At 67.9% G+C, this 22,797-nt stretch carries 17 protein-coding genes; 6 read left to right on the top strand and 11 right to left on the bottom strand.

From position 1 onward, the window contains the following. Positions 1-159 precede the first annotated feature (159 nt). Positions 160-1,569 carry a sigma-54-dependent transcriptional regulator gene (locus KY501_RS48570; RefSeq protein ID WP_224372233.1) on the bottom strand — a complete coding sequence of 470 codons (1,410 nt, stop codon included), beginning with the start codon at positions 1,567-1,569 and terminating at the stop codon, positions 160-162. A gap of 118 nt (positions 1,570-1,687) precedes the next feature. Here KY501_RS48570 and KY501_RS48565 point away from each other — a divergent pair, with 118 nt between their 5' ends. Then, positions 1,688-2,287 (top strand): NUDIX hydrolase, encoded by a 600-nt coding sequence (locus tag KY501_RS48565; RefSeq protein ID WP_224372232.1) that lies wholly within the window; start codon positions 1,688-1,690, stop codon positions 2,285-2,287. 157 nt (positions 2,288-2,444) lie between these two features. Continuing rightward, positions 2,445-4,241, top strand: a complete 1,797-nt coding sequence (locus tag KY501_RS48560) for a methyl-accepting chemotaxis protein (RefSeq protein WP_224372231.1) — start codon at positions 2,445-2,447, stop codon at positions 4,239-4,241. A 126-nt stretch (positions 4,242-4,367) separates the two neighbouring features. Here the strand turns inward: KY501_RS48560 and KY501_RS48555 are convergent, their stop codons facing one another. Continuing rightward, positions 4,368-5,837 carry a sensor histidine kinase gene (locus tag KY501_RS48555; RefSeq protein ID WP_224372229.1) on the bottom strand — a complete coding sequence of 490 codons (1,470 nt, stop codon included), beginning with the start codon at positions 5,835-5,837 and terminating at the stop codon, positions 4,368-4,370. Positions 5,838-5,847: 10 nt separating this feature from the next. Further along, positions 5,848-7,629: a monovalent cation:proton antiporter-2 (CPA2) family protein gene (locus KY501_RS48550; protein ID WP_224372227.1), complete on the bottom strand. Its 1,782-nt coding sequence runs from the start codon at positions 7,627-7,629 to the stop codon at positions 5,848-5,850. A 155-nt stretch (positions 7,630-7,784) separates the two neighbouring features. Between KY501_RS48550 and KY501_RS48545 the strand changes: the two genes are divergently transcribed. The 3 genes from KY501_RS48545 to KY501_RS48535 all read left to right on the top strand — a co-directional run bounded on the left by KY501_RS48545 (position 7,785) and on the right by KY501_RS48535 (position 12,396). Further along, complete coding sequence (locus KY501_RS48545) at positions 7,785-9,254, top strand: potassium/proton antiporter (protein ID WP_224372225.1); 1,470 nt, start codon at positions 7,785-7,787, stop codon at positions 9,252-9,254. 135 nt (positions 9,255-9,389) lie between these two features. Then, on the top strand, positions 9,390-9,839 hold the full coding sequence (locus KY501_RS48540) for a hypothetical protein (RefSeq protein ID WP_224372223.1): 450 nt from the start codon (positions 9,390-9,392) through the stop codon (positions 9,837-9,839). Positions 9,840-10,332: 493 nt separating this feature from the next. Further along, entirely contained in the window at positions 10,333-12,396 is a 2,064-nt protein-coding gene (locus KY501_RS48535; protein WP_224372220.1) for a monovalent cation:proton antiporter family protein, read from the top strand. A gap of 77 nt (positions 12,397-12,473) precedes the next feature. On the opposite strand, the gene KY501_RS48530 is transcribed toward KY501_RS48535, so the two are convergent. The 8 genes from KY501_RS48530 to radA form a co-directional block, all read right to left on the bottom strand. Continuing rightward, positions 12,474-13,136 (bottom strand): NAD-dependent epimerase/dehydratase family protein, encoded by a 663-nt coding sequence (locus KY501_RS48530; protein ID WP_224372218.1) that lies wholly within the window; start codon positions 13,134-13,136, stop codon positions 12,474-12,476. A 64-nt stretch (positions 13,137-13,200) separates the two neighbouring features. After that, entirely contained in the window at positions 13,201-13,773 is a 573-nt protein-coding gene (locus KY501_RS48525) for a TetR/AcrR family transcriptional regulator (protein ID WP_224372217.1), read from the bottom strand. Between the two features lie 42 nt (positions 13,774-13,815). Continuing rightward, positions 13,816-13,992: a hypothetical protein gene (locus KY501_RS48520; RefSeq protein WP_224372215.1), complete on the bottom strand. Its 177-nt coding sequence runs from the start codon at positions 13,990-13,992 to the stop codon at positions 13,816-13,818. A gap of 269 nt (positions 13,993-14,261) precedes the next feature. Next, on the bottom strand, positions 14,262-16,811 hold the full coding sequence (locus KY501_RS48515) for a hypothetical protein (RefSeq protein ID WP_224372213.1): 2,550 nt from the start codon (positions 16,809-16,811) through the stop codon (positions 14,262-14,264). A 325-nt stretch (positions 16,812-17,136) separates the two neighbouring features. Further along, the gene (locus KY501_RS48510) at positions 17,137-18,201 is read right to left on the bottom strand and encodes a pilus assembly protein (RefSeq protein ID WP_224372211.1); all 1,065 of its coding nucleotides are present in this window, start codon (positions 18,199-18,201) and stop codon (positions 17,137-17,139) included. After that, positions 18,201-19,688, bottom strand: coding sequence for a pilus assembly protein TadG-related protein (locus tag KY501_RS48505; protein WP_224372209.1), 1,488 nt, complete (start codon positions 19,686-19,688; stop codon positions 18,201-18,203). The genes KY501_RS48510 and KY501_RS48505 overlap by 1 nt, the downstream gene beginning before the upstream one ends. Further along, entirely contained in the window at positions 19,685-20,461 is a 777-nt protein-coding gene (locus KY501_RS48500) for a TadE/TadG family type IV pilus assembly protein (RefSeq protein WP_224372207.1), read from the bottom strand. Before KY501_RS48500 ends, KY501_RS48505 begins: the two co-directional genes overlap by 4 nt. A gap of 235 nt (positions 20,462-20,696) precedes the next feature. Beyond that, positions 20,697-22,058 (bottom strand): DNA repair protein RadA, encoded by a 1,362-nt coding sequence (radA, locus tag KY501_RS48495; RefSeq protein ID WP_224372205.1) that lies wholly within the window; start codon positions 22,056-22,058, stop codon positions 20,697-20,699. A gap of 214 nt (positions 22,059-22,272) precedes the next feature. Between radA and KY501_RS48490 the strand changes: the two genes are divergently transcribed. Continuing rightward, positions 22,273-22,539 carry a GlsB/YeaQ/YmgE family stress response membrane protein gene (locus KY501_RS48490; RefSeq protein WP_224372203.1) on the top strand — a complete coding sequence of 89 codons (267 nt, stop codon included), beginning with the start codon at positions 22,273-22,275 and terminating at the stop codon, positions 22,537-22,539. Positions 22,540-22,797: the final 258 nt, after the last annotated feature.

The following is a 22,797-nucleotide window of genomic DNA, read 5'->3' as shown; positions in this document are numbered from 1 at the left end:
AGCAAGGGGAGTGCCAGCCCGCAGGGCCCCCCATGGCTTCCGCTGGGAGCGAAAGCCTCGTGATTCCGATGGGTTCGGGGGTGGTGGAAAGCACCCCCGGGCGGGATGGAGCAGTGGAAAGTCACGGGTGGTGGTGCGTAACCATGGATTTTCGAGGGATCAACCTTCCTCAGGGGCCTCCCCCTTGGAGATGAAGCCGTACTTCTCCAACTTGTAGTACAGCGCGGACGTCTTGATGCCCAGCAGGCGAGCCGTCTCCGTCTTCACGCCGTTGGCTTTCTCATAGGCCCGGGCAATCAGCTGGCGCTCGATGTCCTCGAGGATGTCCGGCAGGGGACGATCCCCGTGGGGGATGGGCAGGCCGCTGGCGTCCGTGCGGGGTGTGCTCGAGTTGAGGTGCGAGGGCAGGTCCGCCTCGGTGAGCACCTCGCCCTCGGCGAAGACGAGCGACTGTTCGATGACGTTCTCCAACTCGCGCACGTTGCCGGGCCAGGCGTGGCGGGCCAGGGCGCGCAGGGCGCTGTCGTCCAGGCTCTTCACGCGCCGGTTCACCCGGGAGGCGTGCTTGGTGACGAAGTGGCGGGCCAGGGTGGAGATGTCCTCGGGGCGCTCGCGCAGCGGGGGCAGCATCAGCGGGACGATGTGCAGACGGTAGTAGAGGTCCTCCCGGAAGCGGCCCGCCTTTACCTCGGCCTGCAAGTCACGGTGGGTGGCGCTCACCACGCGCACGTCCACCCGGAGCGTCTCCTCTCCACCCACGCGTTGAATCTCCTTCTCCTGGAGCACGCGCAGCAACTTGGTCTGCACGGAAGGGGGAATCTCTCCAATCTCGTCCAGGAAGAGGGTGCCGCCGTCGGCCAGCTCGAAGCGGCCCAGCTTGCGCTTCACCGCGCCGGTGAAGGCGCCGCGCTCGTGGCCGAACAGCTCGCTCTCCAGCAGCGTCTCCGCCAGGGCGGCGCAGTGCACCACGACGAAGGGCCCGTCCTTGCGAGGGGAGTGCTGGTGGAGCATGCGGGCCACCAACTCCTTGCCGGTGCCGCTCTCGCCGCGCACCAGCACGGTGGCGTCGCTGGCGGCGGCCTTGCGCACCTGGGCCAGCAGCTTCTGGATGGGCTCGCTCTCGCCCACCAGATTTCCGTGGGTGAGGGCGGCGTCCGCGTCGTGCGCGGCGGTGCGAGCGCTCAGCTTCTCCACCTGGCGGCGCGTGGAGGACAGCTCCAGCCCCTTCTCCACCTTGGCGCGCAGCACGTCCGGCGGGAAGGGCTTGGTGATGAAGTCGTAGGCGCCCTCCTGCATGGCCTGCACGGCCGTCTCGATGGTGCCGAAGGCCGTCACCACCATGACGACGGCCGCCGGATCCAACGCCTTGAGCGCCTTGGTGACGGCGATGCCGTCCATCCCGTCCATCTTCAGATCCGTGACGACGAGATCGAACGGGGATTTCTTGTATGCGGCCAGCCCATCCGCGCCCGAGCGCGCCGCGGCCACGGTGTGCCCGGAGCGGGTGAGGGTGACGGTCATCCCCTCGCGGAGGGTGTCATGGTCATCGATGACGAGGACGCGGGCCATGGGTGCCTTCTCCCCCAGGAAGGGGGCGGGTGTCACTACACCACATGCTGTCCCGCTTGCGCACCCACGGGCCGAGCCCCGAGCCGGCGTGCAGAAGCTACTGGCGCGGCGGGGCCACATGCGCTTTATGCGCGCCATGGCTTTGAAGACGGATGCCCCTCTCCTGGAATTGCTCGCGCGCCACGTCCCCGCGGACGCCAAGGAGCGCGAGGACCTGGAGCGCATGCGTGCCTTCGCCGCCGAGCTGGAGAGCCCCTTTTCTCGCTCGCAGCCCACGGCGCACTTCACGGGCAGCGCCGTAGTGGTGGATCCGGCCGGAGAGCGGGTGGTGCTCATCCACCACGGCAAGCTGAAGCGCTGGCTGCAGCCGGGAGGGCACGCGGAGGAGGTGGATGGCGGCAGCATGGAGGCTTCGGCGCTGCGCGAGGCCCAGGAGGAGACGGGCTGCCAGGTGCGGCTGCATCCCTCGGCGCCTCGCCCCCTGGACGTGGACGTCCACCGCATCCCGGCGCGCAAGGACGAGCCTGAGCACCTCCACCTGGATGTGCGCTATCTGGTCATCGCGGAGGACCCGCAGGCGCTGGCGCATGACCCGAACGAGTCCTTCGGCGCTCAGTGGCTGAGCTGGGCCGAGGCCCTGCAGCGGGCGGACGAGCCTCCCCTGCGGCGGATGCTGGAGAAGGCCCGGGCGGCGGCTCAGGGAGGGGGGGCGGGGTGAGACTCGGAAGGTGGGCAGGCGTGGGCTCAACCCGTGGCGGGGGGAGTGGGATATCCCGTGCAGGTGGGAGCCCGGTTCTCTTGAAATGAAGGTCTTCCAGGTTTTTTATTTGGAAGGGCAGTTCACAGCGGCGGATTTCTTGGCTTGAATGGCACCCGTGGCTCCAACCAATGACGAACAATTGATCCGCGACTTCGCCAGGCGCGGGAGTCTGCTGTTCCTGATGTGGGTCCTGGCCCCCATCCTCATCTGCGCGTACCTCATCGCCATGGCGGTGGGAGTGCCGAGCAGCGAGGCCCTGGCGCCGGTAGTGCAGTACATGGTGCCCATCGCGGCCGTGTGCTGCCTGGGGTACCCGTACGTGGCGCTGCGGTACCTGGCGTCCGAGTCGCTGCGGCACCTGCCGGGAGACGCGCCGGGAGATCGGCTGCGGCGCATCCTGCGGATGCCGTGGCGGGCCAGCTTCTACATCTCGTATGTGGCGTGGACGGTGGGTGGCTTCACCTTCGCGCTCATCGTGAGCCTGGTCTACGACAAGGGGCCCGTCCGGGTCTTGCTGGGCACGCTGATCGCCTTCTTCTTCGGCGTGGTGGTGTCCTTCCCGTTCGGCATCAGCCTGGAGAAGATGGGGCTGGCGCAGGCGATGGAGGAGCGCAAGGCGCACCAGTCGCTGGTGCTGCAGGGCGCGGGCCCCTTCTGGCCTCGGCAGACGTGGTTCCTGCCCTTCACGTTCGTGGCCTCCATCATCGCTACGCTCATGCTGTGCAGCTGCGTGGTGGTGGTGAAGCTGCTGGGGCTGCGAGACGCGCTCCATGCGCAGCTGGTGGCCGAGGGCGCCACGCAGTCGGCGCAGACGATCCAGAACCTGAGCGGCTCGATGTTCTCGGATCTGGCCTTCGTGCTGCCTTGGGTGGCGGTGCTGGCCTTGATTCTGCCCACCATCACCGCGTGGATGCTGGCGCGCCGGCAGGCGCAGGGTGCCAGCGCGGTGGGCAAGGCCATCGAGGGCCTGGCGGTGGGGCGCATCTCGTCTCCGGAGTGGGTGTCCACGGACGAGATGGGCGACCTGGCGTTCGCGCTGAACTCGGTGCTGAGCAAGCTGCGGCAGATTCCTGAGACGCTGGCGTCGTCGGCCTCGCGGCTGGTGGCTGCGGGCAAGGAGCTGAGCGAGGCGAACAACGAGCAGCAGCAGAGCCTCAACCAGCAGGCGGCGGCGATCCAGGAGACGCAGGTGACGTCTCAGGAGATCAAGCACACCTCGCAGATGACGTCCGAGCGTGCCGAGTCGATGCTCCGGGTGGCGCGCCGCGCCGAGGAGCTGGGGCACGAGGGCGAGGCGGCCATCGAGCAGTCCATGCAGGGCCTGGCGACCATTCAGCAGTTCGTGGATGCGATGCAGGTGAAGCTGAACCGCCTGGCGGAGAGCGCCACGCAGATCGGCGAGATCACCGAGGCCGTGAAGGACATGGCGGACCAGTCGAACCTGCTGGCGGTGAACGCGGCCATCGAGGCGGCGCGCGCTGGAGACAACGGCAAGGGGTTCGCGGTGCTGGCGCGGGAGATTCGAGCGCTGGCGGACCAGTCGGTGAAGAGCACCACGCGCATCCGCACCATCCTGGGCGAGGTGATTGGCGCCATCCGGGCAGCGGCGCAGATGGTGGAGCAGGGTTCGCGAGACATCGCGGGCGGCCTCGAGCGGATGAGGGCGTCCAGTAACAGCCTGCGAGAGTTGTCGAAGCTGTCGCAGGAGAACTCGTCGGCGATGCGGCAGATCGTCGCGGCGGTGAATCAGCAGAACGCGGGTATCTCGCAGATCTTCAGCGCGATCGCGGACCTGTCGCAGATCATGGACGCGACGCTCAAGCGGCTCGAGTCCACGCAGCAGGCCACGGGCACGCTGGAGGCGGTGTCGACCGAGGTCAGCGAGATGGCCCAGCAGTTCACCGTGAACTGACGCGGTGGCTCATGGCGCCCCTCGGGCGCGCGGTGAGTGCCAACTGGTACTCTGGCAGTACCAGTTCGGCTCACCGCATTCGCGCCGTGGTCCAGCAGCAACCATGCGGCGGCGAGGTGACCGCGGTCAGGTGCGGCCCGATGCCCCCAGCGGCAGGGTCAGGGTGAACGCGGTGGCACCCGGTGCGGAGGTGAACGCCAACTCTCCGCCGTGCGCCCGGATGATCTTCCGCGCCAGCGGCAGCCCCAGCCCCGTGCCCTTCTCCCGAGTGGTGAAGAAGGGCTCGAAGATGCGCTCACGCTCGGCCTCGGGGATTCCAGGTCCAGCGTCCCTGACTTCGATGGCGTAGCGCGAACCCTCCGCTCGGCCCGTCACCTGGACGCGCGCTCCCGAAGGGGAGGCCTGCACGGCGTTCTTCACCAGGTTCACCAGCGCCGCCGTCAGCAGGCTCCCATCCGCCTCCAGTTGAGCGGAGGCAGCTTCCAACTCCACCTTCACGTTCTTGGCCTCGGCCTCGGCGGACAGCAGTTCGCACGCGTTCGAGAGCAGCGCGGGGGCCTCCACCGGAGCCCGGGCCAACGGCTGCTCGCGAGCGAAAGCCAGGAAGTCCTCGACGATGCGCTGGAGGTACGCCACCTCGCGCTGGATGCGCCCCACATGCGCGGCGGCATCCTGGGAGCTCCCGGCCCGCAAGTCCTCCGCGAGCAGGCCGGAGAAGAGTTCGATTCCGCCCAGCGGGTTACGCACCTCATGCGCCACTCCGGCGAGCATCAGCTTGAGCTGTCGATCCCGGCTCTCCAGCGCCCCACGCATCTCCTCCAACTCGCGTGCGAGCACTCCAATCTCCCGCATGGGCTCGGGAGGCACAGGCGTCGTCAAATCTCCCCGGCCGATGCGCAGCGCCGAGTTCATCAACCGCCGCAGTGGCCGGGCCAGCCCTCGGGCCGTCATCACCGCCACCGCTGCCAGGACCGCCAGCGCCACCGCCGTGGCCACCGTGAACGTGCGAGACAGCCGCGCCAGCGGTCCGAAGAAGGCCGCGCTGCCCTCCACGGCCACGGCACCCACCACCTTCTCCCCCTGAAAAACCGGCGCGTATCCCGTCTTGTAGAGCCGCCCATCCGAGCCTTTGAACAGCACCTGGCTGGCCGCTCGCTCGCCGGCGAACACCCGCGTCAGCTCCAGCCTGTCCCGGGCCAGCTCTGGCACCTCGGCGCCCACGGGCAGTCCGCCGCCCACGTCCACACGCACGCGCCCCTGCACATCCACCGCGAACACCCGGCGCACGCCGCTGGCCTTCTGCACATCCACCAGCGAGCGCGTGAGGTTGCGCCACGTGCGAGTGCCGTTGACGTCATCGCCCGGCTCGATCATGAGCATCCGCTCGCCGCTCACCTGGCTGGCCGCGGCGGCGGCGATGGCGGACAGGCCCTGCCCCAGCTCCTCCTCGAGGATGGAGCGCGCCAGCGTGTAGCTCGCCAGCCCTGTAAGCCCGAAGAGCGCCAGCGTGGGAACCAGGAACGCGATCAGCAGCCGGGCCCACAGCGAGCCCAGCGCCCCACGCAATCCCGAACTCGAAGGAGGAGAGCCACTCATGGAGGGCGGCTCAGCCGGCCTTCTTCTCCTCGGCGGCATCCTTCTCGAAGAGGCTCTCCAGCTCCGCGCGAGCCCGGGCCGCCATCTCGCTGAGCTTCTTCTCATCCTTGTGGAAGGGGAAGGTGGCCATCAGCAGGTCCTCGTCGTGCTGCCGGAAGCGCTCCAGCGTCTTGTGGCTCTCCGAGTACGTCAGCCCCAGCTCCTGGAGGATCTCTCCCGTCATCTCCAGGCTGGAGACCCACGTCTCGCGCATGATGTGCTTGATGCCCAGGTTGAGCAGCCGGTAGGCATGCTGACGGTTTCGAGCCCGAGCGAACACGGTGAGGTGGGGGAAGTGCTGCACCACCGTTTCCGCCGCGCGCACGGACGCCTCGATGTCATCGATGGCGAGCACGAAGATCTTCGCCTTGTCCGCCCGAGCGGCCCGCAGCAGATCCAACCGCGCCGCATCCCCGTAGTGGACCTTGTTGCCGAACCGCTTGATGAAGTCGATGTGCTCGGAGTTGATGTCCAGCGCGGTGAAGCCGATGCGCTTGGCGCGCAGGACGCGAGCCGTCACCTGCCCCACGCGGCCCATGCCGGCGATGATGACGGGGTTGTCCTGCTCGGGGGCCACTTCGAACTCCCGATGGGCCTTCTGCTGGAAGCGAGGCCGGATCCACCGCGCGTACGAGGCGAAGAGCAGCGGGGTGGTGACCATGGAGAGACTGACCACGACCACCATCAGGTCCGCCAGCCTGTTGTCCATGACATGGAAGCCCACGGCGAGCCGGAAGAGCACGAAGGCGAACTCGCCGCCCTGGGAGATGACAATGGCCATGCTCAGCGCCTGCTCATTGCCGCCGAATGCCCACCGGCCGATGGCGTACAGCGCCACGGCCTTGATCGCCACCAGGCCCAGCACCAGCCCCACCACGAGCAGGGGGTATGTGCTCACCAGGCCGATGTTCACGGACATGCCCACGGCGATGAAGAACAGGCCCAGCAGCAGGCCCTTGAAGGGCTCGATGTCCGCCTCCAACTCGTGCCGGAACTCCGAGTCCGCCAGCAGCACGCCGGCGAGGAACGCGCCCAGCGCCATGGACAGCCCCACCGCGCTCACCAGCGCCGCCGTGCCCATGACGAGCAGCAGCGCCGTGGCGGTGAACAGCTCCTGGCTGTGGAACGAGGCCACCACCTTGAACACCGGCCGCAGCACGAAGCGGCCCGCGAGGATGACGCCCACCAGCACCCCGGCGCCCTTGAGCGCGGACAGCCACGTGGGCTCGGTGGACGGACTGTCCGAGGAGCCCAGCACGGGCAGCAGGGCCAGCAGCGGGATGACGGCCAGGTCCTGGAACAGCAGGATGCCGAAGGACGCGCGCCCGTAGTCGGTGGTCAGCTCGTTCTTCTCCGCGAGCAGCTGGAGGGCGAACGCCGTGGAGGACAGCGACAGGCCCAGGCCGACGATGAGCGCGGTGTGCGGCGCCAGCCCGGCCACCTTCCCCGCCGCCGCCAGCAGCAGCCCCGAGCCCACCACCTGCAGGCCACCCAGCCCGAACACCGACTTGCGCAGCTCCCAGAGCCGGGCCGGTTGCAGCTCCAGGCCGATGAGGAACAGCAGCAGCACCACGCCGAACTCGGAGAAGTGGAGGATGGCCTCCACGTCCGAAATGGCTCCAATTCCCCACGGGCCGATGATCATCCCCGCCGCCAGGTAGCCCAGGACGGAGCCCAGCCCGAGACGCTTGAAGAGCGGGACAGCCACCACGGCGGCGGCGAGGAAAACGAGGGCCTGCGGGAGGAAGGACATGTTCTCCTCATTGCACAGGCCCATGCTTGGGGACAATCTCACGGGATTCCCAGGGTAGAGTAGGGGGCATGTCGCGCGCTTCATCTCTGGCCCCTCGATGGAAGGGGCTTCTCGTCTGCATGCCCGTCCTCAAGCCCGCTCACCGCTGAGACCCGATGGAGCCGCTGCCTACCGCTTTCCTGCTCATGGTCGCGGGCGTGCTGATGGCGCTCAGCGTCCTGCTCAGCCGTGCTTCGCGCTTCGGGCTACCGGTGGCGCTGCTCTTCCTGGGCATCGGCATGGCGGCCGGTACGGACGGGCCCGGAGGTATCGAGTTCAGCAACTACGGTGCGGCCTTTCGCCTGGGCACGGTGGCGCTCGTCCTCATCCTCTTCGATGGAGGGTTGAACACACCCCTGGCGGCGGTGCGCGCGGCCATCCGTCCGGCCTCGTTGCTGGCCACACTGGGAGTGGTGGCCACGGCGGGCTTCATGGGACTCGCCGCCCACCTGCTGTTTCACTTCACGTGGTCCGAGGCCCTGCTGCTGGGGGCCATCGTCTCGTCCACGGACGCGGCGGCGGTGTTCTCCGTGCTGCGCGGCAGCGGGCTGCACCTCAAGCGGCGCGTGGGCACGACGCTCGAGCTGGAGTCCGGGCTCAATGATCCGATGGCCGTCATCCTCACGGTGGCCCTCACGCACAACCTGGCGACCGGGGAGGAACTGTCCTGGCGGTTGTTGCTGGACGCGCTCCTGCAGATGGTCGTGGGCGGAGGCCTGGGTCTGGGGATCGGCTGGATCGGGAAGCAGCTCCTCAAGCGCCTGCGGTTGCAGGCCGCGGGGCTGTACCCGGTGATGACTCTGGCGCTGGCCTTCCTGGCGTTCGGGGTGCCCACGATCTTCGACGGCAGTGGCTTCCTGGCGGTGTACGCGGTGGGCGTGCTGATGGGGAACGAAACGCTGCGTTACCGCACCGGCCTGCTGCGAGTGCACGACGCGCTGGCGTGGCTGTCGCAGGTGGCCATGTTCCTGGTGTTGGGGCTGCTCGTCTTCCCCAGTCAGCTCATCGCCGTGGCGGGGGTGGGGCTGGGGCTGAGCCTCTTCCTGGCCTTCGTCGCCCGTCCGCTCGCGGTGCTGCTCTGCCTGCTGCCCTTCCGCTTCCCAGCGGGGGAGATTCTCTACACGGGCTGGGTGGGGCTGCGAGGCGCGGTGCCCATCATCCTCGCCACATACCCGGTGTTGGCCCAGGCGCCGGGAGCCCACGCGCTCTTCAACGTCGTCTTCTTCATCGTGGTGGTGAACGGCCTCATCCCGGGAGCCACGGTGCCGTGGGTGACGCGCAAGCTGGGGCTGGCGGCCAACGTTCCAGAGCCGCCGCCCGCGGTGCTGGAGATCGCCTCCACGCAGTTGCTCAACGGGGAGCTGAGCGCCTTCTACATCGACGCGGCGTCGGCCACGGTGGGGGCGCGTATCTCCGAGCTTCCCTTTCCGCCAGAGTCCGCCGCGATGCTCATCGTCCGGGGCTTGGAGCTGCTCGCCCCCAAGGGAGACACCATGCTCCAGGCGGGGGATCACGTGTACGTCTTCTCCCGCTCGGAGGATTTGCCCTTCCTGCGGCTGATGTTTGGCCAGCGCGAGGACGAGTAGGGCGATAAAGCACCGCGCGGAATCACTCCGCGTTGGGGGGGCTTTACTGGAAGACCCTCTGCGTAGTACCTGAATTTCATGCGCGCTGAAGTCCTCACAGCACAGCCGATCCGTGAGCGGAGAACGCTCCGGTCCGTGCTTGCCGTGGGGGGAGCCGTCCTGACGCTCGCTCTGGCGGTGGTGGTGGCCGGACTCTCCTCGGAGTCCGTTGCCACCCAGGCCGTCCGTGAGCAGGGACACAGCCAGTGCACCCAGCTCGCCCAGGGGGTGGAGCGCTCGGTGGCTGCTCCTGCGCCGGATGGGTGCATGCAGCCCCGGCGGGTGGTGCTGAACGAGCAGGACGCCATCGCGGGAGCCTCGTCGACGACGTCTCTGCCTCAGCAGGTGCTGGCGGCGCGGGCGCGGGCGAAGTTCCAACCGCACACACAGTCCGCGATTCGCCTCATCCGCGAACGGCAGGACGCCATCATCACGGCGTTCTCGCACCGGATGCGGGACGCCTCGGAACCTGGATCCGCGAGCCACTCGGCGGATCGCCCTCTGATCGTGACACGGCCGTTACGCGGACCTCCCTCTCGGGCCTGATGTACCCCTGACGCGCATGCCCTCCTGGGCGGCGCGCTCCCTGTCGGGTCTCCCACCCTGGCGTCCACCCGAGGTCCGCGCGCACGCGGCCGGGCTGGGCACAGGTCTGGCCGGCCCCTCCCGAGAACTCTCAGCACGCCTACAGCTGGCGCGAAGGTCTTTTCACGTGAAGAAGTCCACTGCTGCGTTCGAAGTCTCCGAGCCCGTCGTCTCGACGTCTCCACCTACCCGCCCCGATGTCCCCGAGGAGCAACTGCCAGTCCTCTCCGGAGCCAACCGCATTCTATGGGGGCGCATGGGCGGAGCGATTCTCGCTTGTGTGCTCGTTTGCCTCGCGGCGATCGTTTTCGAGTCCTGTCTCTGATCCATCCCGGCGGCCCGCCCGAGGCGCGGTCGCTCTGACGCAAGGGTTCTGGTGCCTTGCCCGGGTGGAGCGACCGGCGCGAGGCATGGGCCCGGCTTTCACCCATTCCTACGTTTCGAGGAGAACTCCATGCACGACCCTCACGCGCTCTTGAAGGCCATCGCGGTGGTTCTGTGCGTCGCCGCGGTGACGACGGTGCTGTTCCAGCGCCTGCGCCAGCCGGTGGTGCTCGGCTACATCCTCGCCGGCCTCATCGTCGGCCCCTACCTGCCCATTCCGCTCGTGGCGGACGCGAGCGTCGTCCACACGCTCTCGGAGCTGGGCGTCATTCTGCTCATGTTCTCCCTGGGGCTGGAGTTCAGCCTGAGGAAGCTGTTCGCGGTGGGCCCCACGGCGGGGCTCACGGCCATCATCCAGTGCAGCCTCATGATATGGCTCGGCTTCGTGGTGGGCCGGGCCTTTGGCTGGACGACGCGCGAGAGCATCTTCACCGGAGCGCTCATCGCCATCTCCAGCACCACCATCATCGCCAAGGCATTCGACGAGCAGGGCATCAAGGGCCGGCTGCGCGAGCTGGTGGTCGGCGTGCTCATCGTCGAGGACCTGATCGCCATCCTGCTCATGGCGATGCTCACGGCCATCTCCACGGGCAGCGGTCTGTCGGCGGGAGGCCTGGCGCTGACCATCGGCCGGCTCGGGGCGTTCCTGGTGGGGCTGGTGGTGGTGGGGTTGCTGGTCGTCCCTCGGGTGATGCGAGCGGTGGTGCGGCTCAACCGTCCGGAGACGACGCTCGTGGCGAGCGTGGGCCTGTGCTTCGCGGTGGCGCTGCTGGCGCAGGCGTTCGGCTACTCGGTGGCGCTGGGGGCCTTCCTGGCCGGCTCGCTGGTGGCGGAGTCTGGTGTGGAGAAGGAAGTGGAGCACCTGGTGCAGCCGGTGCGAGACATGTTCGCGGCCGTCTTCTTCGTCTCGGTGGGGATGCTGATCGACCCGGCGCTCATTTCGAAGCACTGGGTGGCCATCGTCGTGCTGACGGGGGTGGTGATCGTCGGGAAGATCTTCAGCGTCTCGTTGGGCGCCTTCCTCACGGGCAACGGCACGCGCACCTCCGTGCAGGCGGGGATGAGCCTGGCGCAGATCGGCGAGTTCTCGTTCATCATCGCCAGCCTGGGGCTCACGCTGAATGCGACGGGGGAGTTCCTCTACCCGGTCGCGGTGGCGGTCTCGGCCATCACCACGCTGACCACGCCCATGCTCATCCGTTCCTCGGGGACGGTGGCCTCGTTCGTGGACCGGAAGCTGCCGAAGCCGCTGCAGACCTTCGTGGCGCTGTACGGCAGTTGGCTCGAGCAGCTCCGGGAAGCCCCCCCCCGCCAGACGCGAGGTGCCAGTGTCCGGCGGTTGGTGGGCCTGTTGGTGGTGGATGCGGCGCTGCTCGTGGGGGTGGTGATCGGCTCCTCACTGTCGCTCCGGAAGATCTCGGTGCTGCTGGAGGAGCAGATGGGGCTGAGCCGAGGGTTGGCGGAGAAGCTCATCATCGGAGGCGCCGTGGTCCTCGCCTTGCCGTTCCTGGTGGGAATCATTCGAGTGGCCAGGCGGCTTGCGGGAGAGTTGGCGGCGGCGGCTCTGCCTGTTCGGGCGGCGGGGACGACGGACCTGGCGGCGGCGCCTCGGCGGGTTTTGCTCGTCACGCTGCAGGTGATCATCCTCCTGCTCGTCGGCGTGCCGGTGGTGGCCATCACGCAGCCGTTCCTTGGAGGCATCGCGGGTCCGCTCATCGTGTTGACGCTGCTGGTGGCGCTGGGCGTCGCGTTCTGGCGCAGCGCTACGAATCTGCAGGGGCACGTCCGAGCTGGGGCCCAGGTCATCGTCGAGGCTCTGGCCGCCCAGTCCCACGCGAAGGTTTCTGGCACTGAGCACGGCACCTTGGAGAAGACCCATCAACTGTTGCCCGGTCTCGGCACGCCGACGCCGGTCCGGTTGGAGGAGGCGAGTCCTGCGGTGGGGAAGACGCTGGCGGACCTGAACCTTCGAGGGCTGACGGGAGCCACCGTGCTGGCCATCCACCGCGAGGGAGGAGACCTCTCCATCCCCACGGCCTGGGAAGTGCTCAAGCCAGGGGATGTGCTCGCGCTGGCGGGGACGCATGCCGCCGTGGAGGCCGCGAAGGGCCTGCTGATGCCCGCGCCTTCGTGACCCCCCGGGCGCGGTCTGAGCCAACTGGTAGAGCTGTCATACCAGCTCGGTTCAGGGTCGCCCCGAGGGGCTGCTGCTCAAGGTGAGGTGCCGGGAGCTGGCCAGTTCCGCAGCTCGCGGTTGCGCAAGAGCTTCTCCGAGGCGCCGCGCTTCGCCACGTCGATCAGTGCACGCGAGAGAGTCGCGGCACCCACGCTGAAGTCATCTGTGAATTTGTCGATCACCCACGCAAGTGGCAGGAACACCGTCGGAGCGAGTGGTCTCTTCTGCCCGGGGTAGGCGGGCTTGATGAACGCCGGGCGGAAGTGGAAGACGTTCGGGCTCAGCTTGGAGAGTTCGCGCTCGGTGCGGCCTTTGATCTGCTTGTAGAGCGTCGACGCCTGCTCCTCCGGGTCCGCTCCGCGTCCGCTGAGAAAACAGAAGCGCAGGTTCGGGTTGGCTCGGAGCATCGCTCCCAGCGCGGCCATCGCGTAGCCGTAGGTGATCTCGATGTACTGCTCTCTCGACACTTCGGTCTGCGAGACCCCCAGGCACCAGATGCAGGCGTCGGCGTTCACTTGGTCGGCGGCAGGCGAGTAGTCCAGAAAGCTCTTCAGCACGATCTCGTGCAGCTTCGGGTGGTTCAGGCCGACGGACTTCCGGACGAGCACGGTGACGCGCTCGATCTCGGGATCCTCGAGCGCCTGTCGTAACACCTCGCCGCCAACGAAGCCGGTCGCGCCGGTGAGGAGGAGCTTCATGGGTGTGCCTGCCTTCCGGAATCTTGATTGACCGCGTACTCACTCATTTATGGGGCACGAACCACTACGGTTTGCTGCTCAGGGCGCCCCACAGCATCTGGAAGCCGAGCGCGCGGAGCTGGTCGGCTTCCTGGGGTCGTTGTGAGATCAAGTCCATTGTCATCTCGGCGAGTGCCTTGAGCGCGTGGGCAGCCATGTGCTGAGGCAGCTGGAGCCGCTTCTGCTCGCGCGCGTCGAGCTCGATGCGGTCGACCTCGGCGAAGATGACGGCTCCCTCGGCACGGGTCTCCGGGGTGATGACATGGGACATGGACACCAGCCTCAGCGCCTGACGCGTGAGGGGGTTTTCCACGCCCCACATCACATAGCGCGACCAGATGTGCTCCAGCCGTTCGCGGATTCCCGCTCGGCGGGGGAAGCCAGGCATCACCGCGTCGGCCACCTGGAGGCGGATGTCCCGATAGAGCGCGTTGATGAGCTCGTCCTTGGTCTTGAAGTAAGTGAAGAACGAGCCTTCGGAGACCTTGGCCTCGGAGGAGATGAGCGCGGTCGGAGCGGCCAGGCCCCGCTCGGCGAAGACCTTCGTCGCCGCATTGAGCAGCGCTGCACGCCGGTCATCACTCTTGGGCCTCGCCATGGTTGGCTGAGTATATACTCAGCTAACGGTCGGCCCGCAAGTTCAGTAGGAGTTCAGTGCCTGGCGCGCGAAGTCGCGGACCTCTTCATCTACATCCGTCGCCGCGACCCGCTCCCACAGGGGGCGCAGGTGGTCCGGGCAGTTGAAGGGGAACGCGTTCATCAACTTGCCGCGCACGTGGGAGGAGTCGTTTTCCGAGAGCCGCTCGATGAGCTTCATCAGCTCTGGCGACTCTCGGAATCGGCCGCCAGCGCCTCGGTCAGCTCTCGCTGACGTGACCCTCCGGCGTCTGGCGGCGCGAAGCTCGCCGAGCGCCGCACTCGGGAGCCCAGTTCGGAGTGGTCGCGCCCGACAGGGGCTCCTGCGCTGCGGGGCAGGTGAAACGCTCCGGGCCAGCCCCAGCGTGGGTTGCACGCCGGGGCTGGCCGGAGGAGTTGCGGGAAGGGGGATTTTCCCACAACTCTGACCGCCGGTGTCCCGAACGGTTTTCAGAATCCCGTGTAGTAGAGGCTCTGCCTCTTGCGGTCCTCCGTCTCCTGCTCCAACTCTTCCTGCTTCTGTACATCCTCGGGGGTGGCAGGCTTTGGCGTGTCCGTGAAATTCACCTGGTCCTCATCGATCTGCAGGTCGCCAATCTGATGGGGGCTGTCGGTGGCCAGCTCGATGATGGTGTTGACGAAGAACCCACCGGCCCCGATCAGCGCACCCACGATCGGTGTGCCCGCGAGGGCCGCGCCAATGCCCAGCACTCCGGCGGTGATGTCGACGGCGCCCTGCGCGACCTTCCCCGGCAGGCCGAACTCCTGGCCCTGGCTGAGGGTGCCGAGGCCCGCCGCGACGGTCCCGAGTCCGCCCAGCACGCCTCCACCGGCCCCGAGGAACTTGGAGGTGGACGCCAGGGCCTTGAACCCGGCGCTCGCTGCGCTGCCCAGCTCGAGCCCCGAGCCCGCCAACTGGAGCCCCGCGCTGAGCTGGGCGGCCGCATCCTTCTCCTGGATGGCCTGGGACAGCGAGATGCCGGCGCTCGCCACGCCGAAGGCGGCGGCGAGGCCTCCGACTCCGCCCTCGTTGGCGAGCTTGAGGCGGGCCTTGTCTGTCACATTCAGCGCCTTGCCCATGTGCTCGAGCAGCCCTCCGGCGATGCCCTGAGTGCCCTGGAGGGTGCCCTTCACCGCATTCGTGGCCATGATCGCGGACGCCGCGGCCAGGTCCTGCTCTTCCGGAGTCCCGAGCGTCGTCGGGTCGTCGACGTCGAACTCCTCGCCCTGGGCGTTCTTGAACTTGTAGCTCTCGCCCTTGTCATCCACCGAGTACGTCGCCGTCCCAGCCGGGCCGCTCACTTCGTTGTTCAGGCGCAGTTCCTTCTCCGCGCCATCCGGGGTGACCTCGGTGTAGCGGTCCATCTTCGACGTCGTGGTGGGGTCCGCCTTGTCCGGCTCGAAGGTCTTGCTCTCGTAATGCTCCTTGAACTGGCCCTCCTTGCCGTCCGGCTCGCGGGAGTAGCTGTTCTGCTGGATGGTGCCGTCCGGCGCGAGCACGTCGCTGTGGAGGCTCTTGAGCTTGCCATCATCACCGTACTGGCTCTGGGTGGAGCCCTTCACGTCCACCAGGTTCTTGCCGTCCTGGGAGAACGTCTTGCCCTCGTAGCGCTCCTCGATGGTGTTGTCGGGCTTGAGGGTGCGCTCGGTGGTGAGGGTGGCATTGGGCGCACCCTCCACGAACGTCTGCGAGCGGTAGCTCTCTGGGCTCTTCTTCACCTCCACCAGCCAGCGCTTGGGCATGGTGCCCGAGCTCTGGTTGTCGTTGGCGTCGAAGTCTCCACCCCAGAAGTCGTTGTGCGCGTCGCGGACCTTGACGATGTCCTCACGTGAGTGAGGCTGGGTGCCTGCCACCTCCTTGTAGTCCACGTGCTTCTCGGGGGGGAGGTTGCCGGGAGCCCCCGTCGTGACGAGCGCGGTGAAGTGCTCCTGATCCGCGTCCAACTTGCCGTCGACGAAGGAGGTGGCCTGGACGTCTCCCTGGGAGAAGCGCTCGGTGCGGCGGTACTCGCCGGGCTCCTGCTTGCCGTCCACCGGGGCGGGCATGAAGTAGGAGTGGGTGGTGGCGCGGTCGATGTCCTGGTCATCCTTGAAGGGACCGCCGAGCTTCTCGTCGAGGCCTTCCTCTCCCCGCTGCGTGGTGTACTGCGTCGTGGAGAGCTTCACGGCGCCTTCGCTCTGGGAGTACTCGTCCACCGAGAACTTGCCGCCCTCCTTCACCCAGTGGCCCTGGTCGTCCAGCTGGCCCACCCGGTTGTCCGTCATGGAGTACTTCGGGTCTCGGGAGTGCTCGATGTCCTCGAAGCTGGGAGGCTGGGTGACTTCCTTCACCTCGCCCTGCCACTGGGCGTGGCGCACGCGCGTGCTGCCATCCTCGAGCGACTCGGTATGGTCGCGCGTGGTGACTCCGTCCTGGTGCTTCGTGGTGTCCAGGCTGGCGTAGCCGTCCTTGCCACGCTTTGCCACCGTGCGCTCCACGGTGTTGCCGTCCTTGTCCACACGGACGAGCTCCGCCTCGGTGTCGGAGATCTTCTTCACCTTGGCGCCCTCGGGCACGGACTTCTTGCCCTCGGCCATGGCGAGGATGTCATCGGCGCTCTGGGTGACTTCCTTCTTCAGGGCGGTCTGGGTCTCCTCGATGTTGGTGCGGTCCTTGGCCACCGTCTGGACGTTCACGTCCTGCTCGGCGCGTTCCTTGCCTGTGATTCCTTGGGGCTTCTGCACCTCGCTCGTCTTGCCCGCGGCGTTCGCCTTGCCCGCGGTGTCCGCCTTGCCCGCGGTGGCCAACTGGCTCAGCTTGAAGGTCGGCCCGGCGTGGGCCAGGGTCTGGGGCTTGCCCGAGAGGTCGACCGGAGAGGATCTGCCCTGGGTGGAGAAGGCGTCCTTCCGTTGCGCGGTGAGAGGGTTCTTCGCGGAGGCGTTGGACGCCTTGGCGGGAGCGCTCGGGGAGGTCTGCTTCGGGAGGACTGCCTGGGGGGAGGCGGCCTTGTTCAGCTTCATGGGGGCTCACTTTGCTGCGATGGGGGATGCACGGCGGTAGTGCAGCCCCTTTGCCATTCCCCCGAACCGCTACGCGTCTCGGCAAAATCGTAACGTTTTCATCCGATTGCGTCACGCGCTGATGGCGTGCCAGAGGTGAAGGGAGAATGCCCACACGGTGACGGCTGTCACCGGCGGGAGGCCCGCAACAGAGGGACAACGGTCGTCACCAGGGAGGGGACGGCCGTCATCCGCGCAAGCCTGCGGAATTGTGGGGATCCTGGGGAGAGGAGCGTCCGCTCTCGGGAAGATGCTCACCTGAGCGGAGCGCTCGCGGCGCCAGGGCTCAGCAGTCCCTCACGCCCAGGAAGCACAGGTTGGAATTGCGGCGCACCGGGCTGGGCTTGTGGTCCGGGCCACCAGTGTTGCGGGGCCGGTCGATCTCGTCCAGCGCCTCACCGCGAGGCGTGTCCCGCTCGATGTAGTCGTCCTCCTCGCCGCGGTAGCTCATGAAGAAGCCGCTCTCGTCGACGGGGCTGTAGCCGGCGAAGGCCTCGGCGAACTCCGAGGCGGCGCGGCCAGCGGAGCGCCGGTTGTTGTCGAAGACCTTCATGGCCGCGTAATAGAAGGTCGGGTTGGCGCGGCACGGCTCATTGGGACGCTCGGCCTGCAGTGGACAATGGTCGCTGGCGTCCGCATCGGAGAAGCCAAAGTCTCCCAGGAGGATGCCATAGCGGCCGGAGCAGACGCCGCCCACGGCCTGTCCCGTGGCGCAGGCCTTCATCTGCTCATGGGGCTCGGCCTTCAATCCCTGGCCGAGCGAGCGCGCATGATCGAGCAGCAGTCCGGGCAGGGTGGGCAGTCCCTGGAGATTGGCCTGGGCCGAGCAACTGATGCCGCCCACGTTCTCGTAGATGCCATCGAGCGGGCTGTCCGTCGCCTGGCCGAGATCCGGGTTGGGCTCGGCGGCGCCAAAGTCTCCGTCCACGGGCTCCATCAGGATGGGGCGAAGGCTCCGCGGAACATCGAACGCCACGCGGTCATCGCGCTGGCAGTCCAACTGCAGGCCGTCCATGCGGGTGAAGACCTGGGTGATTTCGGAGCGGTTGCCCACGGAGGAACTGCGCCCATCGAAGTCGGCGTAGCGGGCGCGGGCGTTGGCCTCCACATCGGGGGCGATGCTGGCGAAGGGGCTGAAGTCGCCAATCTGGTCCTCGCGGGGCTCCATGCGGTGCACGCGCAGCGCGGTGCTGTCCCAGAGCGGAGCGACGGCGGCCTCGGGCACCTTGAGCGAGAGGTAGCCGACCTCGGCGAAGTGGATGCCGTAGATGGCCACGATGGTGAAGATGAGCAGGCCCACGGCGAGTTCCACGAGGGCCTGGCCGCGCGAGACATGACGGTGGGCGTTCATCACAGGACTCCCTTGTAGCCAGCGAGGACGAGCTGCCGGAGGGCTTCCGCGGCGGGCCCACCCACCGTGTCGGCAATGTCCGTGCCGCCCCGCCGCAAGTCTCCGGAGGCGTCGACATCTGCGGAGACGAGGGTGGCGCGCCAGTAGGGGTTCCAGAGGTTGGGGGCTTCGTTCCAGTGTCCGGGGCGGTGGTAGTAGGCGAGGCCGGTGCCCAGAGCCTGCTGGACGCTGATGTCCATGCCGCTGGCGGTGTTCCAGCCGTGGCTGTCGAAGGTGCCGGGGGAGGTGGAGGTGAAGCGCAGCTGGAAGAGGAGCTCCCAAGGCTGGCTCTTGCGGCCTCGCGCGCGGTAGTCGCGTTGCACGAGGGCATAGGTTTTCGGCTGGGCCCAGAGGTTTTCGTCCTGCTGGTCGGCGGTGTTGTACGTCATGCCGCCGATGAAGGTGTTGGGGCAGAACTCGCGAGGCCAGCAGGACATGAGGGTGTGGCGGTACTGCTTCTCCATGCCGTTGTCGGCCTGGCCGAGCTTGGAGCTGGCGGAGGTCCACCAGTGGTCATCGGAGGTGTCCTCCTTGTCGGTGGCCTTCACGCCGGCGGTGGCGTGGACGCGGAAGGGGGCGCAGCCGGGGAAGGTCACCTCGAGGGTGGCGTGGTCCTCGGCCCAGGTGAACCAGGTGGAGTCCGCGCGGCCGCCGTGGCCCAGGTTGGAGCCCCAGTAGGCGCTGCCGCCGCCATCCACCACGCGCATGCGGCCCCCGGCCGCGCCGAGCGCTCCGAGGATTCCACCGGGGGCGGTGAGGTCGGCGTTCACCTGGCGGCGGGTGATGAAGCCGTACCCGCGGGAGGCCATGGCCATGTCCATGGCGTGGTCATTGCCGCCGGAGGTGGCGTGCACCAGCTCGCCCACGGACACGGGGGTGGGGCCGGCATGGAGCTCGTTGGGGAAGCGGCCTTTCTCGCTGGCCATCTTGGACATGCGTGCGGCGAAGGACTTGGGGCCGCCGGAGACGGACTCCTTCAAGTCTTCGAGCATCTTCCCCTGCATATAGGCCAGGTAGTTGCCGAGGATCTGGATGTTGTAGGCCTGGACGCCGGCGCGGGCATCCAACTCGTGCCAGCGCTCTTCGATGGCGGCGTTCTGCTCGTCCAGGGCGGCCAGGGCGTCGGCGGCGGCGGGGCAGCCGTTGGCGGCCATGCGGGCGGAGTTGAGGTCCGCGCGGACCATGCTCGTCCAGCTGATGAGGCTCATCACCGAGGTGATGGCGACCAGGTGGCCCGTCTGGGCGCGGCGGGTGAGGGCCACGCTGTTGAACGTGCGGGCGGTGGCCACCGCGCCGCTGTAGGCGGCCAGGTCCGCGACGTTCTGCGTCTCCATCTTGTCGCGCATCTTCATGGAGAAGGAGAGCGTGAGGCAGACCATGAGCACGAGGAACAGCAGTGCCAGGCAGAGGAGGAGCAGGGACTGTCCGCGAGGAGAGGGGGAGCTCATGGCGCCGGGGAGGGAGTGAGGGGGCAGTTCTGCGTGGCGAAGAAGCGGGGCCGCGGCGGAGTCATCATCCGCATGGCGTAGGTGGCCTGGAGGGGGAAGGCGTACTCGCGGCGATCGGCGCGTGCGAGCATCTCCTGGCGGATGGCGGCGTCGAGGGAGACGGGCTGGCCGGCGCGCCAGTGCGTCTCGTGGACGGGCTGGAGGGGATCCACGCCGACGAAGTCGCGCAGGCCGAGCTGGGCGAGGAACATGCTGCTCAGCACCCAGTTGGCGAAGGGGATGCGCATCGGGTACCAGAAGACGAGCCGCGCCTCGAGCCGGGTGACGTCGGCGGAGCTGGAGTAGCGGGCGGGATCATCGAAGCTGCGCTCCTCGTCCTCGCGGATCTCCGAGGCGAGGGGGCGCTCGCGGTGGATCCAGACGATGTTGCCGGAGTGGCCGCTGTCGGCCGCGGGGGCGTAGAGGTTCTCGCGGTGGAGGCGGAACGCGGAGCCGAGCGCCACGGGGGAATCCGTGCGGGCGAAGGAGGGCAGGAGCGCGGCGATGGCGGCATGAGTCATCGCCTCGCAGTCGCCATATTTGACGCTGCCGGAGCGCACGGCGCGGAAGGTGGCGTAGCCGGTGAGGGCCTGGGCCTGGAGCAAGAGGAAGAGTTGGAGGGTGCCCAGGAAGAGGAAGATGAGCAGGGGGAGGGTGAGGGCGGCCTCGACGGTGGCCTGGCCCCGCTGGGCGCGCGAGGGCTTTTGACGGGAGAGGGAGGACGGGTAGGGCACGGCGGGGACTCCGGGGCCTGCGGGCAGCACCCCCGCCTACTGCGACGGGCATGCCACGGCAGGGGGAGGCCTCTGGGGCCGGAATCCCTCTCGAGCGGAGGGGCTGAGGCTGCGCCGGGCCCTCAGTGCCTGGAGACAACAGTCACCGGTTCGGAGACAGCAGACTCCGGGGAGAACGGGGGCCCGCTAGGCCAGTGTGAGCCCCCGAGTCGTCATGTAGGTGTGAGTGCGCCAGTCAGTCGAACATGGCGGCCAGGGCTTCGCTGAGGGTCTCGACGCCGACGACCTTGAGCTTGGTCTCCTCCATGCGGCGAGCGCTGCCACTGGGGAGGACGACGCGCTGGAAGCCCATTTTCGCGGCCTCGGCGAGGCGGGGCTCCACCTGACCCACGGCGCGCACTTCACCGGCGAGGCCCACTTCGCCCAGCACGAGCGTGTGCGGATCCATGGGGCGGTTCTGCAGGCTGGAGACGAGCGCGGCGCAGACGGCGAGATCACACGCGGGCTCGGAGAGCTGCATGCCGCCAGCCACGTTGACGAACAAGTCACAGCCCACGAGGGGGATGTCCTCCTTCTTCTCGAGGACGGCGGCGAGCAGGGCGACGCGGTTGCCATCCACACCGATGGCGGTACGGCGAGCGGTGCCGTAGCCGGTGGGAGCCACCAGCGCCTGCACTTCCACGAGAAGGGGGCGGGTGCCGTTGAGGGTGGAGGTGACGACGCTGCCGGACTTGCCGACGGGACGCTCGGCGAGGAAGAGGGCGGAGGGGTCCGCCACCTCGACGAGGCCGAGCCCCTTCATCTCGAATACACCGATCTCATTGGTGGAGCCGAAGCGGTTCTTGTGGGCGCGGAGGATGCGGAAGGGGTGGCCACGTTCGCCCTCGAAGTAGAGGACGGTGTCGACCATGTGTTCGAGTACGCGAGGGCCGGCGATGGAGCCCTCCTTGGTGACGTGGCCGACGATGAAGGTGGGAACGCCGGAGCGTTTGGCGAAGGCCATGAGGCGGCCGGCGACTTCGCGCACCTGGGTGATGCTGCCGGGAGCGTTGCCGAGCTCGGGCAGATACATCGTCTGGATGGAGTCGACGACGAGGGCGGAGTGCTTGAGGGCCTCGGCGGCGGCGAGGACGCGGTCGGCGTCTGTCTCAGCGAAGAGGTGAAGGGCCTGACTCTCGACGCGGAGGCGCTCGGCGCGCATCTTGGTCTGACGGAGACTCTCCTCGCCGGAGACATAGAGGACAGGCCCGTGCCGTGACAGGCGGTCGAGCGCGGCGAGCAGGAGGGTGGACTTGCCGATGCCGGGGTCTCCACCGAGCAGCACGAGCGAGCCATCGACGACACCGCCGCCGAGCACGCGATCGAACTCAGCGATGCCGGTGCGGCGGCGGACCTCGGCCTCACCGCTGACGTCCTTGAGGAGGACGGGCTTGGAGGCGCCACCGGAGGCACCCCATGCGGGGCGCTTGTCATCGACCTTGGGGGCGGTCTCCTCGAGGAGGGAGCTCCAGGCGCCGCAGTCGGGACATTTCCCGAGCCACTTGGCGGTCTGGTAGCCGCAAGCCTGGCAGGTGTAGTGGGTCTTCGCCTTCGCCATGGGTAGGGTTCTCTAGCCGTTCCCTCTGACGTTTCCCCGACATTTCGACGACTGTGGGGGAGGCAGGGGCAGCCAACCTCTCGGAGAGCGAGCGGGCGAGGGAGCGCTCGCGATGCAAGGGGGTGTTGTCAAGTTGTCCCCGGGAAGGGGACGCCTCACCTTCCTGCGCAATGGCGCCGCAAGCCGCGGTGCTCTCCATTCAAGGAGGCAGTCAATGAGTATCATCGCGTTCCTGGTGATTGGTCTTCTGGCGGGGTTGATTGCGCGCGCGTTGATGCCGGGCAACCAGTCCATGGGTCTGATCGCCACCACGTTGCTGGGTGTTGCCGGCTCGTTCGTGGGCGGCTTCATCGCCTCGCTGTTCTACACCGACGGTCGCCGGTGGGATCTGCACCCGACGGGGCTCATCTTCTCGGTGATCGGCGCGATGCTGGTGCTCTTGTTGGTGGGGTTGGCGGGACGAAGCAGGCGAGTCGTCTGACGCAGCCACGATAAGAGGGGGGAGGGGCGGCGGGAGTTGACTCCCGCCGCAACGCCTGGTTCGAAGGCTCGCGCCTGTACCGGCAGGCGTGCTCGTTAGCCGAAGCCAGCTTCCATGCGTACCAGGTGAGATAGGCACTAAGAGCGCCTAACAAAAGTAAGGTTTGAAAGGGAGGGTAGCCGGAGAACCTGGCCATGAGCACCTGAGCCTCATGGCTCAGGACCTCGTACCGGATGCGCTCTGGGAGCGGATCGCTCC

The organism is Hyalangium versicolor, assembly GCF_020103695.1.
In the GTDB taxonomy this organism is placed as follows: Bacteria; Myxococcota; Myxococcia; order Myxococcales; family Myxococcaceae; genus Hyalangium; species Hyalangium versicolor.
The sequence above is the reverse complement of the archived record's forward strand: the minus strand, read 5'-3'. Positions and strand labels throughout refer to the sequence as shown.

What these genes read in the sequence shown, in the direction of transcription:
- KY501_RS48535 (WP_224372220.1), top strand. Translation starts at nt 10,333, where the DNA reads ATGCACGACCCTCACGCGCTCTTGAAGGCCATCGCGGTGGTTCTGTGC.
- KY501_RS48550 (WP_224372227.1), bottom strand. Translation starts at nt 7,629, where the DNA reads ATGTCCTTCCTCCCGCAGGCCCTCGTTTTCCTCGCCGCCGCCGTGGTG.
- KY501_RS48490 (WP_224372203.1), top strand. Translation starts at nt 22,273, where the DNA reads ATGAGTATCATCGCGTTCCTGGTGATTGGTCTTCTGGCGGGGTTGATT.
- KY501_RS48530 (WP_224372218.1), bottom strand. Translation starts at nt 13,136, where the DNA reads ATGAAGCTCCTCCTCACCGGCGCGACCGGCTTCGTTGGCGGCGAGGTG.
- KY501_RS48570 (WP_224372233.1), bottom strand. Translation starts at nt 1,569, where the DNA reads ATGGCCCGCGTCCTCGTCATCGATGACCATGACACCCTCCGCGAGGGG.
- KY501_RS48515 (WP_224372213.1), bottom strand. Translation starts at nt 16,811, where the DNA reads ATGAAGCTGAACAAGGCCGCCTCCCCCCAGGCAGTCCTCCCGAAGCAG.
- KY501_RS48555 (WP_224372229.1), bottom strand. Translation starts at nt 5,837, where the DNA reads ATGAGTGGCTCTCCTCCTTCGAGTTCGGGATTGCGTGGGGCGCTGGGC.
- KY501_RS48525 (WP_224372217.1), bottom strand. Translation starts at nt 13,773, where the DNA reads ATGGCGAGGCCCAAGAGTGATGACCGGCGTGCAGCGCTGCTCAATGCG.
- KY501_RS48510 (WP_224372211.1), bottom strand. Translation starts at nt 18,201, where the DNA reads ATGAACGCCCACCGTCATGTCTCGCGCGGCCAGGCCCTCGTGGAACTC.
- KY501_RS48545 (WP_224372225.1), top strand. Translation starts at nt 7,785, where the DNA reads ATGGAGCCGCTGCCTACCGCTTTCCTGCTCATGGTCGCGGGCGTGCTG.
- KY501_RS48505 (WP_224372209.1), bottom strand. Translation starts at nt 19,688, where the DNA reads ATGAGCTCCCCCTCTCCTCGCGGACAGTCCCTGCTCCTCCTCTGCCTG.
- KY501_RS48520 (WP_224372215.1), bottom strand. Translation starts at nt 13,992, where the DNA reads ATGAAGCTCATCGAGCGGCTCTCGGAAAACGACTCCTCCCACGTGCGC.
- radA (WP_224372205.1), bottom strand. Translation starts at nt 22,058, where the DNA reads ATGGCGAAGGCGAAGACCCACTACACCTGCCAGGCTTGCGGCTACCAG.
- KY501_RS48565 (WP_224372232.1), top strand. Translation starts at nt 1,688, where the DNA reads ATGCGCTTTATGCGCGCCATGGCTTTGAAGACGGATGCCCCTCTCCTG.